Consider the following 14,927-nt stretch of genomic DNA (forward strand, 5'->3'; position numbering starts at 1 on the left):
GGTCGTGGTATCGCAGGCATCATGGAATCAGCGTGAGAAGCCGGGCACCGGGTCCTGGCTGATCGGACCGAGCAGCCACGAGCCCCATTCGGGCAGGTTCGGCTTGGCTTCGCGTGCGCCGGGCAGCGGTAGTTCGGTGTTGCGCGCAAGCGGCTGCACCAGCCGCGGCGTGACGATGATCACCAGTTCCTTGTCCTGACGCTTGTAGTCGAAATTGCGGAAGAACGAGCCGATGATCGGCAGGTCACCGAGCAGCGGAATCTTGTTGACGCTGGACACCACGTTGGAGCTGACCAGTCCGCCGATGACGAAGCTCTCGCCGTCACCCAGTTCAACCGTGGTATCGGCCCGGCGGGTGGTGATCGAAGGGATCTGCACGCCATTGAGGGCGATGGAGTTGGTGTAGTCCAGATCGCTGGCTTCCGGTGCGACCTTCAGTGCGATGCGGTTGGGCGCCAGCACGGTCGGGGTCACCGTCAGCCCGATGCCGAACGGCTTGTAGGTGATGGTGGTGGTGCCCAGGCCCTGCGGTTCCAGGATGGGCAGTTCGCCACCGGCCAGGAAGCTGGCGCTCTGCCCGGACAAGGCGACCAGGGTGGGCTCGGCCAGCACGCGGGCCATGCCGTTGCTCTGCAGCAGGTCGACATCGGCATTCCACAGGCCCTTGGTGGAGCCGAACACCAGGCGGAACGCCGAGGAAATCGGTGATGTCGACTCGTTGCCCGATTCGCCTTCCTTCATGCCGGGCAGGATGCCGGTGTTGCCGGGCAGCTGGCCGCCGGGACGGGCGATGCCGTAGGCGAAGCTGCCGTTGCGGTTCTGGAAGCTGATGCCGATCTGCTTCAGGGCGGTCTTGTTGAACTCCACCACCTTGACCTCGACCTGGACCACGCCACCGCTGCTGACCGTCGATGCGTCGGCGAGCTGGCCCTCCTTGCCCAGTGCCATCGCCGCGGTCTGCTGTTCCTGCATGTGCGCAAGCACGCTGTCCGTGCTTCCCTGCAGCAGGCCCTGGTGGTCCTGCTGGGTGAACAGCAGGCCGCTGGGGCCGGTGCTCGCCGCGCCCTGCACGGCGCTCTGCACGCGCACCTGCACGCGCTGTGGCTCGGCCTGCTTGCGGTGCCACAGCAGCAGTGTGGTGGTGCCGGGCGCCTTGCCCACCAGCAGCGCCTGGCGCTGGCCGCGCAGCATCACGATGTCGGCGACGCCAGGGTCGGCGATGGCCACGCGCTCGAGGTCGGCGGGCAGGCTCCAAGGACGCTGCTCGCGGGCCTGCAGCACCAGGTCGTCGGCGGCCACGCTTGTTGCCGGTGCCAGCAGCACCAGCATCAGGGCCAGCCAGCGCTGGCGAGGGGAGGGGCGTGGAGACAGTCGGCGTTGGGTCATGGATGCACTCGGCAGGTCAGAGGGAACCACGGGGAGCGGAGCTGTCACCCCGGATGATTTCAATGCCGGAGGCGCGGGGTGCACCGTGGCGGACCGCCGGTGCGCGCGGCGGCGCCTGCGGGTTGGCGCGCGTCGGGGCGGCGCCGCGCCCGGCCAGCGCATCGTCATCGATGCCTGCGAAAGCGTGGTTCTCGGGTCGCTGCAGGGCCACCTGCTGCTCTGCATCCAGTCCGCGCAGCGGATCGATCACGCCCCGCGCCTGCGGGAACAGGGCAAGGTCGGGCAGGCCGGTGTCGGCCGGATTGCGCAGCGCCAGGAACAGCTTGCCCTGCTGGGCGCCCAGCAGCAGCCGGTTGGCGTCCGCCACCGGTACCGCCAGTACCGCGCTGCGCGCTGGTTGGCGGGTCTGGTCGCTGGCGCCAGGGCTGCTGCCGGTGATGTCCGCCGCGCGTGCGTCGTTGCGTTCGCTGCCATCGCTGCTTGCGGCGGTGTCGCCCGGGTTCGGCGCGATATCCTGTTGGCCATAGCTCAACACGCGCAGGCGCGACAGCAGCAGGCGCGCCTGTGCAGCCTCGCCCGGGCCCCCTGCGCTGGGCTGGGCGGTGCGAAGGTTGAGGAACACGTCGACGAAATCGCCGGGGAGGATGCGATTGCCCGCGCCGACCAGTTCATCGACCGGTACCGCCAGTGCACGCTCACCGGGCCGCAGCTGCAGCGAGAAGCCCTGCGCGAGGGCCGAGCTGCTGATCGCGCTGCCTTCAGCAATGTCCTGTACTGGAACCTTGCCAACCACGGTGGAAATGCTGGTCGCGGCGCCGGCGACCGGCGTGGTGCGCTGGGCCAGTCGCAGGCCATTGGCAGTGATCGGCTCGCCGGCTGGAAGCCGGGCGACGGCTTCGACCACCGTGATGGCCTGCGGGTCCGCGCTGGCAACCGGCGCCACTTGCACCGGCGCGTTGGGCTTGCGGCCGATCATCAGTGCAATCACGGCCAGCAGCACGGCCAGGCCGATCAGGGCGACGGCGGCGATGCGGGTCAACTTGAGCATGGAACCGTCTCCTGTACCAATCGTCAGGTGCCGCTGCCGAGGTCGAGCTGGGCGACCGCGACGCTGCGGATGGGAGCCTGCATCACCCACCCGTAGAGGGTGGCGGTGCCAGGCAGGAAGGGGTGGCCGGCATAGTCGTAGCTGACCGTGACGGTGATGCACTGCGCGGCGGGCAGCCCCGCACACGGCGCGGGCGCGGCGACCACGATGGCGTTGCTGCCCCCCGCGCTGCAGTCCACGTCCTGCTTGGAAAACTGCAGCAGCCACTGCATCGATGTGCGTGCTGCGACACAGGCCGCGGTGCGGCGCTGGGCGTTGGTCCCGTAGCGCAGGGAAGCGCGTGCTCCCTCTGCGGATGCGGTCGCCAGCGTCTGCTGCGCGGCCATGATCATCACCCCGGTGAAGGTGAACAGCAGCAGCGGCAGCAGGCCGAGCATCAGCATCAGTGCGAACTCGATGCTGGCCACGCCGCGTTGCCGGCGAGGGCTGCGAGTGTTCATGAAACACCTCCGTAGACCTGGATGATGATCCAGCCGATGGCCGACAGCGCCAGATAGGCCGCGTAGGGAATGCCGTGGCGTCCCTGCCGTGCGCTCTGCAGTTCGCGCAGGGCAGGATGTGTCTGCCACTGCACGCTGGCCCGGGTCATCTGCAGCTGCAGGCCGGCCGGCAGCATGGGGCCGAGGCGGCGCGAGGCCAGCACCACCAGCGCATGAAGCCCGGCGGCGAGGCTGGCGACCACCCAGATCGGCAGCAGTGCCTCCAATCCCAGCAGCAGGCCCAGCACCGCAAAGAACTTCACGTCGCCCGCGCCCATCCAGCGCACGGCGTAGAACGGAAGCAATGCGACCAGGCCCAGCGCCGCGCCGGCGACGTGGGAGCCCCACGGCAGGCGCGGCGTACTGAACTGGCCAGCGATCAACAGCGGTACAGCCAGCGCGCACGCGGCAAGCAGCCAGGCGTTGGGCACCCGGCGGGCATACAGATCGCTGATCGCGATCCGCAGGCACATGCCGATGGCCAACAATCCCAGCAGTGTCATCGCACACTCCGTCGCCCGATACCGGGCTGTCCCTGGAAACTCCCCGACCTTGCTTCCGGTAGTTTCACTATTACCGGTGTTTGGATCGGTCCATATCCGCCGCGTTTACTTCGGCGCCGTGGTGGCGTCCTTGGCGATATCCTGCAGGTGCTCGAACAGCGTGGTGAAAAACGCGCTGATCTGGGTGCGGCCGACCGCGATCAGGACACCGGCAATGACCGCCGCCAGCAATCCATATTCAAGCGCGGTGACACCATCTTCTTCCTTCAGGAACGTGCGGATCGATGCGTTCATGGTGATTTTCTCCCTCTACCTGTCTGCTGCAGGACACCTGTTGGGCGGTGGCCCGGCTCCGCCGGGATCGTCCGTGGACCCCCGCGCGTCCTGGCGGGGGAGGCACGACGGGGTGTGCCCGCCGTGCTCAAGCAGGGTGATCGGCCCAGGGGAAAACGCCGGCCGCGCGCGGTCCACCGCGCGACGCTGCGCCGCTGGTCGGAATGTCGTGCAATACGGCCATGGTCATGTGCTCCCCCAGGGTGCGGCCGCATTGAAGTGGCCGGATCACCGTGTTATCGACTTTGCCTGAATGGCGGTTCGCTGCAACTGGAACCTATATGCAAATTCGGCAGAAACCCGCTGATGCTTAAACTTTCAGTCTGGTTCTGTGACGCAAATCCGTTCGCGGGCAAAACGATTCACTGACGTGCAGATAATGTGATGCCCTTTCGATCGCATGCGAGAACCGTGCCAGTCGCGGCCACATTTTCTTCACCTGTGTATCTATTTTCTTCAATGCAGGCTGCGGGTTTACCCAAGTAGATTATCGGGCATACTCGGCTTCAGGTTGTGGCAATTCCCGGGCCGGTTGCATGGCATTGGCTGCTTCCATTCCGGCAACGACGGATGTTCGTGGAAAGGTGTGGCCCTGTCAGGCAGTGGGGGCCGCAGCGTGTGACGGATCAATGGGGGGATGACACTGTCATGGTCGATGGTGGGGTAGGAGACAGCGACGACAGCGGCCTGCGATCAATCGATCTGGCGACGCTGAGCGGTGTACTTCGGGTGTGCGATGTCGAACTGCTGCTGCTCGATGGTAATGGGCCGCGGGCGGCATTCGCTTCGCGCGTACATGAAGAAGCCCTGTTCTGCAGCATCAGCTGCGGATTCCATTGCCGCGGCCGCTTCATGCTGCCACCGGACTGGGCGATGCTCGGATACCTGCACGCGACCGACGAGACACTGAGCTGGTGCCACGGCATACCGCTGACGCCCGGAATGGCATTGACGGTGATGCCTGAGGGCATCAGCGAGTTCACGCTGAGCCCAGGTACGCACCTGACCCTGATGCTGGTGCCGGTTGCGCGTGTACAGCGCAAGCTGACCGAGCTGAGCCTGCGCAGCACGCCGCCGGCCGGACAGGCATTGTCGCTTTTCAACCTGTCCAGCGAATCGGCGCCGCTTGCGCGTCATTATCAGCAGTTGCATGTCCAGCTGGGGCAGGGCGGCAACCTGGAGCCAGAAGAGGCAGAGCGCTTGCTGCACGAGCATGTACAGGCGCTGCTCGGGGCCGGTGCTGCCGATCGGCCCGGCTGCAGCCGGGCGCGGCGAACGCATTATCTGATCGCGCAGCGCGCGGAAAACTTCATGCGCCTCAACCTGCGCCGCAACATCTACATGAATGAGATATGCGATGCGGCCGGAGTCAGCGAGCGCGGCCTGCGCTACGCCTTCGAAGACCTGTTCGGCACATCGCCCAACCGCTATCTGTCGATGCTGCGGCTGTGCGCGGCCTGCCGCAGCCTGTCGATGGCGGATTCCAGCCGGCGCTCGGTGAAGGCGATCGCGCTCAGTTGCGGGCTCTGGGACCTCTCCCGCTTCGCCGACAACTACCGCAAGGTATTCGGCGAACTGCCCCGCGATACTCTGATGCGCGCCCCGGCGCAGATTGGCCAGCCGGCCTGAATCAAGCGGCACAAGGGTTTTCCCGCGGTTTCTGCCGGAATTGTACATCCGCTTGCCGATATGGTTGCCGCTTCTGCATAACCGGCTGCCGATTCTGGCCGTGGATTTGCCGGAATGCGCGATTGTCGTGCCGGAATGAAGTGCGCCGTGGCTTCCGCCCGCGCTGAAATGTCAGTCACCTGCCTAGCGGCAAGTCCACTGACATTCCAGTTGTTCGCCTACGGGGGAAATGCTCATGAACCGCATCTACCGGCGTGTATGGAACCGCCAGCTCAATGCTCTGGTTGTGGCCTCGGAACTGGCCACGGGCGACAGCGGTGGCAGCGCTGCCCGTGATCCGCGCAGTGTCCTGCTGGTGCCGACCGCCCTGGCCCTTGCCCTGCTGTGTGCGCTGGCCAGCGGTCATGCGGGGGCATCCGAATCGAATCAATCGCTGCGCGACCTGCAGGCGCTTGCCGCCAAATACACGCAGCCGATGCCGGTCAAGGTTGATGCCGAAGTTGCATTGGCGGCTGCCGCGCGACAGGCGCAGAGCAGCCCGGCGATCAGTGCGGATGCGCGCGTTGGCCTGCAGTTGAGCACGGCGTCGCTGCCGGTGGTGCGTGATGTGCTGCCGGCCACCGTACAGGTGAAGCTGGCGGCCGGCAGCACGCCGAAGCAGGTTGCGGTACCGGGTCTTGCGGCGGATGTGCGCGCCAGCGTAGGCCTGGGCAACGCAGCATCGCGTGCCGCGCAGGTGGATGCATCGCTGGCTGCACAGGTCGCACCGGCGGCGCAGGCGCCGCTGGGCATTGCCGCAGACGCACGCGCCAAGGCCAAGGTCGGTGTTGCGGGCGCGCAGGTTGCGTCGATCGACAGCAGTGCCAAGGCTGCGGCCGGCGTCAGTGCTGCGTCGGCGGGAGGCCTGCCAGGGCTGAAGGCAGCAGCTGACGGTGCGCTGGAGTCGAAGCTGAAGGTGGCGGGCCATCAGATCGACGCTCACGGGCAGGCCAGGGCGACGGCAGCGGTCACGCTGCCGGCCAAGGAAGAGGTGCCGGGGGAAACCCATGACCGTGCGATCACCGCGGCTTTCGACACCGGCGTAGCGGGCAAGGTGCGGGTGCAGGCGCCAGATGGGCAGGAAGTGGTGGCAGATCGCAATCTCAAGCTGGCGGGCCAGGCGACCGTTGCGGCGCAGAACAGCGCGCTGGGTGTGGGTGGCCTGGTTGGCGGTGTGGTGGGCGCCGCTGGGAATGCTGTCGGTGGCGCCCTCAACGGCACGGTTGGCAGCGTAGGCGGTGGCGTTGGCGGCACGCTCAACAACACCGTGGGTGCTGTAGGTGGCGCATTGAATGGCGCGGTCGGCACAGTCGGCAGCGCAGTGGGTGGCGCTCTCAACGGCACAGGTGGCAACGTAGGCGGCACGCTCAACAACGCCGTAGGCGCCGTGGGTGGCGCAGTGAATGGTGCGGTCGGCACAGTCGGTAGCGCGGTGGGTGGCGCCGTCGGTGGCGCCCTCAACGGCACAGTTGGCAGCGTGGGCGGTGCCCTGGGCGGCACGCTCAACAACACTGTGGGGGCCGTGGGTGGCGCATTGAACGGTGCTGTCGGTACCGTCGGCGGCGCCCTCAACGGCACGGTTGGCAGCGTAGGCGGTGCCCTGGGCGGCACGCTCAACAACACGGTGGGTGCTGTGGGTGGTGCATTGAACGGCGCGGTCGGCACAGTCGGCGCGGTGGGTGGAGCCGTCGGCGGCGCCCTCAACGGCACAGTTGGCAACGTAGGCGGTGCCCTGGGCGGCACGCTCAACAACACCGTGGGCGCCGTGGGTGGCGCATTGAATGGTGCTGTCGGCACAGTCGGCGCGGTGGGTGGCGCCGTCGGTGGCGCCCTCAACGGCACAGTCGGCAACGTAGGCGGTGCGGTGGGCGGCACGCTCAACAACACCGTGGGTGCTGTGGGTGGTGCATTGAACGGCGCGGTCGGCACAGTCGGCGCGGTGGGTGGCGCCGTTGGCGGCGCCCTCAACGGCACAGTCGGCAACGTGGGCGGCGCCGTGGGCGGCACGCTCAACAACACCGTGGGTGCTGTGGGTGGTGCATTGAACGGCGCGGTCGGCACAGTCGGCGCGGTGGGTGGCGCCGTCGGCGGCGCCCTCAACGGCACAGTCGGCAACGTGGGCGGCGCGGTGGGCGGCACGCTCAACAACACTGTGGGCGCCGTGGGTGGCGCATTGAATGGTGCCGTCGGCACAGTCGGCGCGGTGGGTGGCGCCGTCGGTGGTGCCCTCAACGGCACGGTGGGCACGGTCGGAGGCACGGTGGGGGGCGCAGTCAACGGTACGGTTGGCGCCGTAGGCAGTGCAGTCGGCACCGTTGGCAGCACCGTCGGTGGCGTGCTGAACGGCGCCACTGGCGGCAGCACCGGTGGCCTGGGCGGGGTGCTGGGCAACACGCTTGGCAACGTCGGCAGCGCCGTGGGCAACCTGCTCAATGGCAACCTCAATGGCACCCTCGGCAATCTGGGCAGCGCCGTGGGTGGCCTGGTCGGTGGCACGCTCGGCGGCCTCGGCCTGACCAAACCCTCCGCGATTCCGCCGACCAGTCCGAAGGCGCCGGCCGCCGCCGACCCCAATGCCGGCCTGATCATCGGCACCGGCGGCCTGGTCGGTAATGTTGGCCAGCTGATCGGTCCGACCACCACCAGCCTGTTCGGTGGCAACGGCTACCTGAGCAACGGCAATCTCAAGCTCAGCAATGCCAACGTGATGCAGACCTATTCGACGGTCAACGTGCTGGGTCTGCCGGTGGTCAACCTGTCGCCGGTCGGCAGCACGCTCAATGGCCTGGGCGGTGCGGTTACCGGTGGCAGCTCGCACCTGACCCTGATCGGCGGCGTCACCTCCGACAGCTACATCTACAACATCAACAACGGCAATCCGGGCGGCCTGCTTGGCCTGCTGCTGCCGAAGGATTCGCCGGCATGGGCGGCAAAGTGCCTCGACATCGCCCTGGCCGACATCTCCTGCTGGGCGGTCAACGCCGCACAGGATTACCAGGTGCTGATGGGTGACGGCGCCTTCGCCAACGGCTCCAAGGAAGTAGTGATCGGTGCCAACGCCCGCCACGAACTGCCGAAGGTGGATGCCAATGTCGCCTTCCCCGGTGCCGGCACCAACGATCCGAGCGACCCGACCGGCGTACCGACGGCTGACTATGCCGCGCGCATGGGCCACTCGGTGATCGTCGGCGACAGCGCCGTCGGCACCGCCAACGGACAGACCCTGCTGGGCGCGGAGGCCACCTCGAACCAGGCCAACTCGGTCGCACTGGGCTACCGTTCGGCTGCACTGCGCGGTGCGCAGGCCAGCTACAGCGCCTATGGCCTTACCGCGCCGCAGGTCTCGGCCGGTGAAGTGTCGGTGGGTACCGCCGGCGGCGGCGAGCGCCAGATCACCAATCTCGCCGCGGGTAGCGCCAACACCGATGCGGTCAACGTGGCCCAGCTGAAGGGCGCGATCAGCCTGATCAACGGTGTTGCCGATGTCGCGGTGACCTACGATCTGGACGGTGCCGGCAACCCGAACTATCGCCGGGTCACGCTCGGCGCGGGTACCGGTACCACCACCATCGGCAACCTTGCCGGCGGCGCGGTCACTGCCGGCAGCCTGGAGGCGGTCAACGGCGGACAGCTGGCAGGCACCAACGCCGCCATCGCCAGCTTCTTCGGTGGTCGTGCGGCCTTCGATCCGGCCACAGGTGCCTTCACCGCACCGCTGTTCGAGATCAGCACGATCTCCACCGGCGGTGCCATCGCCAAGGGCCTCTATACCAACGCCACCGACGCCTTTGCAGCGGTCGATGGGTCGCTGGTCAACCTCAACACGCAGATTACCGACATCCGCAACGGCGGCACCAAGTACCTGCGGGTCAATTCGACCGGTACCGAGGCCGTGGCCAGCGGCACCGACTCGATCGCGGTCGGTACCAACGCCCGTGCAACCGCTGCCAACAGCATCGCCGTCGGCGCCGGCAGCCTGGCCGACCGCGCCAACAGCGTGTCGGTCGGCGCGGCGGGTGCAGAGCGCCAGGTCACCAACATGGCAGCCGGTACCGCCGCCACCGATGCGGTGAATGTCGGCCAGCTGCAGGCGGCCGCGGCCGGCGCACTGCGCTACGACCTCAATGGCGACGGCAGCGTCAACTATGCCAGCGCCACGCTGGGCCAGGGCGGCACCGCCACCACGCTGCGCAACCTCGGCCCGGGCCAGGTGAGTGCCACCAGCAGCGAGGCGATCAACGGTGCCCAGCTGTTCGCTGCCAACCAGGCCGTGGCCACCCACCTGGGCGGCGGCGCAGCGGTCAACGCCAGCGGTGTGCTGACCGCACCGACCTACTCGATCAACAACATCGCCGCCAATGGCACCATCACCAAGGGCAGCTACAACGACGTCGGCACCGCCTTCGATGCGGTCAGCAACTCGCTGGCCAACGTTGCCGACCAGACCGGCGAGATCGACAAGCTGGCGGTGAAGTACGACGTCGACGGCAGTGGCAACGTGATCAACAGTGTCTCGCTGAAGGGCACCGGCACCGGAGCGGTGAAAGTGACCAACGTCGCCGCAGGCAGCATCCTGGCCGGCAGCAGCGATGCCATCACAGGCGACCAGCTGTTCAGCACCCACAGCACCCTCGCCAACTACTTCGGTGGCAGCACCGCCTTCAACGGCACCACCAATGTGTGGACCGCGCCGAAGTTCAGCATCTCCAGCATCGCCACCGATGGCAGCTTCACCAGCGGCGACTACAACAACGTCACCGCGGCCTTCAACGCGGTGGACGGCTCGCTGAAGGTCCTCAACCAGCGCATCACCAACGGGGGCGGTGGCAGTGCCTACCTGGCGGTGAACTCGACGGCGGCGGCTGCAACCGCGGCCGGTGCCGAAGCGGTGGCGGTCGGCCCGCAGGCCAGTGCCGCAGGTGCCAACAGCGTGGCGGTCGGCAACGGCGCCAGCAGCAGTGCCGGCAATAGTGTGGCGCTGGGTGCCGGTTCGGTGGCCAGCGTCGGTGCGCAGAGTGGCTACACCGGCGCCTATGGGCAGACCGGTGCCAGCAACTCGGCCGGTGAGGTGTCGGTCGGCAGCACTGGCAACGAACGCAAGATCACCCACGTTGCCGATGGCTCCGACGACCACGATGCGACCAACGTCGGCCAGCTGAAGAACGGCGTGAACTACGCCATCGACCAGTCCAAGTCCTATACCGACCAGAAGATCCAGAACATCACCAACGTGGCCGGCAGCTTCCGCGCCAACAACACCAACAACCTGGCCGACCCGTCCGCCAGTGGTGCCAACTCGGCCGCCGGTGGCGCAGGCTCGACTGCTGCCGGTGCCAATTCGACTGCGCTGGGCAACGGTTCGCAGGCACAGGCCGACAACTCGGTGGCACTGGGTGCGGGTTCGGTGGCGAACCGGGCCAACACGGTGTCGGTCGGTGCCGCCGGTGCCGAGCGCCAGGTGGTCAACGTGGCTGACGGCTCGCAGGCTACCGATGCAGTAAACGTTCGCCAGCTGCAGGCCTCGCAGCAGGGCACCATCCGCTACGACACCACGGTCAACGGTGCCACCAACTTCAACAGCGTCACCCTGGGCAGCACCGGCAGCGGCCCGACCACGGTCCGCAACGTTGCCGCCGGTACTGCCGGCACCGATGCGGTCAATGTCGACCAGCTGAAGTCGGGCATGGCACAGACCCTGGACTGGTCGAAGGCCTACACCGACGAGCGCATGGGCGGCTTCGAGCGCGACCTGCGCAAGACCGACAACCGCGCCTCGGCCGGTATCGCCTCGGCGATGGCCACTGCGGCGCTGCCGCAGCCCAGCGAAGCCGGCCGCAGCATGGCTTCGATCGCCGCCGGCAGCTACAACGGCGAATCGGGCGTGGCGCTGGGCATCTCCGGTGTCTCCGAAGGCGGGCGCTGGATCTACAAGTTCAGTGGTTCCACCAACAGCCGTGGCGAGGCCGGTGTGGCCGTCGGTGCCGGCATCCAGTGGTGATCACCGCCGCCGGGCCGCCGCGGCGGCCCGGCATCGCGGAAACGTCAACAGGGGGAATGACATGAAACAGCATCGCATCGCCCAGGCCGGCCACGTTGCCGCGACGCTGGGACTGCTCCTGGGACTCGGCCTGCTGGCCGCCTGCCGCAGCCATGCGCCAGCCGCCGATGGCCCCACCGAAACCACCGCCGTGCATTTCCCGGAGGCATCGAAGGCCTCGCTGAAGGAAGGCACCTATCCCGACGTCGCCGATCTGCGCCGCTTTGCGCCCGGGATGAGCAAGCGCCAGCTGTACACCCTGCTGGGCACGCCGCACTTCAACGAAGGCATGTGGGGCGTGCGCGAGTGGAACTACCTGTTCAACTTCCGCACTGCGCAGGGCGCGGAGTACTTCAGCTGCCAGTTCCAGGTGCGCTTCGACAGCAAGGGCATTGCCCAGGCCGGGTACTGGAAGCCGGAATCGTGCGCGGCCGTGCTTGATCCGCCGCGGCCTCCGGCTCCGCCTGCACCCGCACCGGCGCCATTGCCGGAACAGCCGTTGCGTCTGTCTGCCGACGCACTGTTCGGCTTCGACAGTGCGAAGCTCAGCGCCGAAGGCCAGCAGGCCGTGCAGGGCATCCTGGCGCAGGTGCGCGAGGCGGCGCAGGTGCAGTCGATCCGGGTGACCGGGTACACCGACCGCATCGGCAGCGCCAGTTACAACCAGGCGTTGTCGCAGCGCCGTGCCGATGCCGTGCGCACCGCACTGGTGCAGGGTGGGGTGCCTGCCGGCAGCATCAGTGCCGAAGGCCGCGGGGCCGCCGAACCGATCGTGCAGTGCGAGCAGCGCAACCGCCGCGAGCTGATTGCCTGCCTGGCACCGAACCGGCGGGTGCAGATCGCGGGAATGGCCCATCCGCGCTGAGATTCCTGCACCGGGGCATGACCCCGGTATTCCGAGTCCCCCCTGACCGTCGGCAGGACGTGGCAACGTCTCCCCCGTCAACCACGCCTGCCGGCGGCTCAGGTTTTCCATGGTGCCCGCGATGAATGCCCAATTCCTGCCTCTTTCCATGAAGACGGAAACCACACTGAGTGTGTATGGCCAGCTCGGCAACCACGCCGTGGTGCGTATTCCCGGGCGGCGGCTGCCGGGATTGATCCTGCAGGCCGATACCGTGGCGGGGTTCCTGGCCCAGCTGCAGGAAGCCCAGGCCTGCCTGCGCAGCGGCCGCGCGCAGCGTACCGATGCCGAGCTGGACATGCTGATCGACGTCCTGCAGCAGTGGTACGCGCTCATCGAATCGCGCCTGGCCGATGCCGGCGAGGCGCTGTAGGAAAAAAGGGGACGGAGGGGATTAAGTCGTTTCCGGCACTGCCGGGGCAAGAACGACTTAATCCCCTCCGTCCCCTTTTTCTAAGCTCGGGCGCTTACGTGCCAGCAGGCGGCATCCACGCGCACGCGGTCGCCTTCGATGAAAGGGGTGAACGCCGCCAGTGCCTTGTCGCGGAGTGCGGCGGCGCGGGCTTCCGGCATCGAGCGCAGCGCCAGTCCCAGCGGGCCCAACTGGCCCACGTACGTCGGCAGGTCGGCACGGGCGATCGAGCAGGGCAGGTCCACTGCGACCACCTCGACATCCTTCCAGCCGGCGGCCAGCAGCACCTGCCGCACGCGTCCGCCATCGGCGAAAGCGAACTGTCCCGGAGCGCCGGGCAGGCGTGGCGGTAGTTCCAGCGCATCGCCGATGGCGCGCTCGGCGGTGGTCATGAACGGATTCTCGTCTGCACCGCGCCAGGCAATGAAACGAAGGCCGGCGCCGGGCAGCGCGGCACGGTGCAGGTTGGCGAAGGCCGCGCCGCTGTCCTCAAAGAACATCACGCCCAGCCGCGACTGGATCCAGTCGTAGTGTGCCGGCGGCAGCGGATGTTGCTGCGCATCGGCCACGATGAAGTCCGCCTCAAGTCCTGCGTCGGCGGCACGTTGACGGGCCAGCGCCAGCATCGGCGCGGAGATGTCCAGGCCGGTGCAGTGCGCCTCTGGTCGCGCCGCCGCGGACGCGAGCAGGCTGGCGCCGGTACCGCAACCAATGTCCAGCAGTTGCGTGACGGTGTCCGGCAGCTCGCTGACCAGCAGATCGGCCATCGGCTGGAACAGGCCATCGAGGATGGCCTGTTGCGCGACCCATACCTGCCCGCCAGGGCCATTCCAGAGCGTGTTCTGATCAACCGGGGATGTGCTGGCCATGGCCTTGCCTTGCAGGGAAGTTGCCCATAGGTTGGCGCTTGAAGGCGACTTGAGGTCAAGCCCATGCGTGAACTGGATATCGGCGAGGTGGTGAAGCGCAGTGGCGTGCCGGCCTCGACACTGCGTTACTACGAACAGCTGGGGCTGTTGCAGGCCCTGGGCCGTCGCGGCATGCGCCGGCAGTACGACGAGCAGGTGCTGGAGCGGCTGGCGCTGATCGGCCTTGGCCAGGCGGCCGGGCTGTCGCTGCAGCAGATCGGGGTATCGCTGCCGCCACTGCGTGGATGCCTCACGCTGGACCGGGACGCCCTGCTGGCACAGGCCGAGATACTGCAGCGGCAGATCAACCAGCTGCAGCGGATACGCCGGCACCTGCAGCGTGCGGCGGCCTGCCCGGAGGCGCAGGATGCGCGCCAGTGCGGCTCATTCCGCAAGTTGTTGAGGGCCCAGCAGCGCATCGCGGGAGGGTGAGAGAAGCGCATCCACGCCATGCATGGATGAATCAATCGCGCGTACTGACTTCCCAGGTGGCGTGCAGCACGCCCGGCACATGTTCCATCCGCGCCAGCACCACGTCCAGTTCATCGGCGCTCACGGCGGTGCTGACCAGGACCGCGATTACATCGGTGGGCGCGTCTGCATGTTCGACCACCTGCACATCGCCAACCGGATACTGCGCGGCCTCCAGCGCGTCGACCAGCCGCTCGCGCACGCGCGGCACCGCATCGGCATCCACGCTCAGGCGCACCTCGTAGGTCGCTTCGGTCGCCGCCTCGTTGATCGGGATGCGGTTGATCGCATTCACCAGCGGCCGCAGCAGGGTGTTGCCGGCAATGATCAACACCGTCAGCAGCACGCCCTCGGCCAGCATGTCCGCACCGGTGCAGCTGCCGACGGCCGCCGAGCACCACAGCGTGGCGGCGGTATTCAGGCCGCGTACGTTCATGCCTTCCTTCATGATCACGCCGGCGCCGAGGAAGCCGACGCCGGAGACCACGTAGGAGATCACCCGCACCGCCTCGGCGCTGCCGGCGATGCGCATGCCCAGGTCGACGAAGGCAGCCGCGCCCACCGCGACCAGTACGTTGGTGCGCAGGCCGGCGGTGCGCTGCCGGTACTGGCGCTCGGCACCGATCAGCGTGCCAAGCACGAAGGCGGCCAGCAGGCTGACCACGGTGTCGGCGAAGGGGCCGGCCTGGAAGGTTTCAATGAAGCGCATGGCCCGAGT

12 protein-coding genes are annotated in these 14,927 nt (G+C 67.7%); 5 read left to right on the forward strand and 7 right to left on the reverse strand.

What is annotated here, in order from left to right:
* Nucleotides 1–27: 27 nt before the first annotated feature.
* The 5 genes from AC5P7U_RS02210 to AC5P7U_RS02230 form a co-directional block, all read right to left on the reverse strand.
* Nucleotides 28–1,386 carry a type II and III secretion system protein family protein gene (locus tag AC5P7U_RS02210; RefSeq protein ID WP_197564222.1) on the reverse strand — a complete coding sequence of 453 codons (1,359 nt, stop codon included), beginning with the start codon at nt 1,384–1,386 and terminating at the stop codon, nt 28–30.
* A 16-nt stretch (nt 1,387–1,402) separates the two neighbouring features.
* A complete protein-coding gene (gene cpaB / locus AC5P7U_RS02215; protein ID WP_197564223.1) occupies nt 1,403–2,434 on the reverse strand; it encodes a Flp pilus assembly protein CpaB in 1,032 nt (343 codons plus the stop codon).
* 23 nt (nt 2,435–2,457) lie between these two features.
* Nucleotides 2,458–2,934, reverse strand: a complete 477-nt coding sequence (locus tag AC5P7U_RS02220) for a TadE/TadG family type IV pilus assembly protein (RefSeq protein ID WP_006450702.1) — start codon at nt 2,932–2,934, stop codon at nt 2,458–2,460.
* Nucleotides 2,931–3,476 (reverse strand): A24 family peptidase, encoded by a 546-nt coding sequence (locus tag AC5P7U_RS02225; RefSeq protein ID WP_006450701.1) that lies wholly within the window; start codon nt 3,474–3,476, stop codon nt 2,931–2,933. The genes AC5P7U_RS02220 and AC5P7U_RS02225 overlap by 4 nt, the downstream gene beginning before the upstream one ends.
* Nucleotides 3,477–3,581: 105 nt before the next feature.
* On the reverse strand, nt 3,582–3,770 hold the full coding sequence (locus AC5P7U_RS02230; protein WP_006450700.1) for a Flp family type IVb pilin: 189 nt from the start codon (nt 3,768–3,770) through the stop codon (nt 3,582–3,584).
* A 687-nt stretch (nt 3,771–4,457) separates the two neighbouring features.
* On the opposite strand from AC5P7U_RS02230, the gene AC5P7U_RS02235 reads away from it, so the two are divergent.
* The 4 genes from AC5P7U_RS02235 to AC5P7U_RS02250 all read left to right on the forward strand — a co-directional run bounded on the left by AC5P7U_RS02235 (nt 4,458) and on the right by AC5P7U_RS02250 (nt 12,791).
* Nucleotides 4,458–5,438: an AraC family transcriptional regulator gene (locus AC5P7U_RS02235; RefSeq protein WP_006450645.1), complete on the forward strand. Its 981-nt coding sequence runs from the start codon at nt 4,458–4,460 to the stop codon at nt 5,436–5,438.
* Between the two features lie 235 nt (nt 5,439–5,673).
* Entirely contained in the window at nt 5,674–11,475 is a 5,802-nt protein-coding gene (locus AC5P7U_RS02240; RefSeq protein WP_197564224.1) for an ESPR-type extended signal peptide-containing protein, read from the forward strand.
* A gap of 61 nt (nt 11,476–11,536) precedes the next feature.
* Complete coding sequence (locus AC5P7U_RS02245; RefSeq protein WP_197564225.1) at nt 11,537–12,379, forward strand: OmpA family protein; 843 nt, start codon at nt 11,537–11,539, stop codon at nt 12,377–12,379.
* 148 nt (nt 12,380–12,527) lie between these two features.
* On the forward strand, nt 12,528–12,791 hold the full coding sequence (locus AC5P7U_RS02250; RefSeq protein ID WP_006450485.1) for a DUF6959 family protein: 264 nt from the start codon (nt 12,528–12,530) through the stop codon (nt 12,789–12,791).
* Nucleotides 12,792–12,871: 80 nt separating this feature from the next.
* Here AC5P7U_RS02250 and AC5P7U_RS02255 read toward each other — a convergent pair whose 3' ends face one another.
* Nucleotides 12,872–13,699 carry a methyltransferase domain-containing protein gene (locus AC5P7U_RS02255; protein ID WP_197564226.1) on the reverse strand — a complete coding sequence of 276 codons (828 nt, stop codon included), beginning with the start codon at nt 13,697–13,699 and terminating at the stop codon, nt 12,872–12,874.
* A 63-nt stretch (nt 13,700–13,762) separates the two neighbouring features.
* Here AC5P7U_RS02255 and AC5P7U_RS02260 point away from each other — a divergent pair, with 63 nt between their 5' ends.
* A complete protein-coding gene (locus tag AC5P7U_RS02260) occupies nt 13,763–14,170 on the forward strand; it encodes a MerR family transcriptional regulator (RefSeq protein WP_049457383.1) in 408 nt (135 codons plus the stop codon).
* Between the two features lie 31 nt (nt 14,171–14,201).
* Here the strand turns inward: AC5P7U_RS02260 and AC5P7U_RS02265 are convergent, their stop codons facing one another.
* The gene (locus AC5P7U_RS02265; RefSeq protein WP_006450480.1) at nt 14,202–14,918 is read right to left on the reverse strand and encodes an MgtC/SapB family protein; all 717 of its coding nucleotides are present in this window, start codon (nt 14,916–14,918) and stop codon (nt 14,202–14,204) included.
* Between the last annotated feature and the right edge of the window lie 9 nt (nt 14,919–14,927).

The organism is Stenotrophomonas sp. YJH_SMC_57 (genome assembly GCF_059369755.1).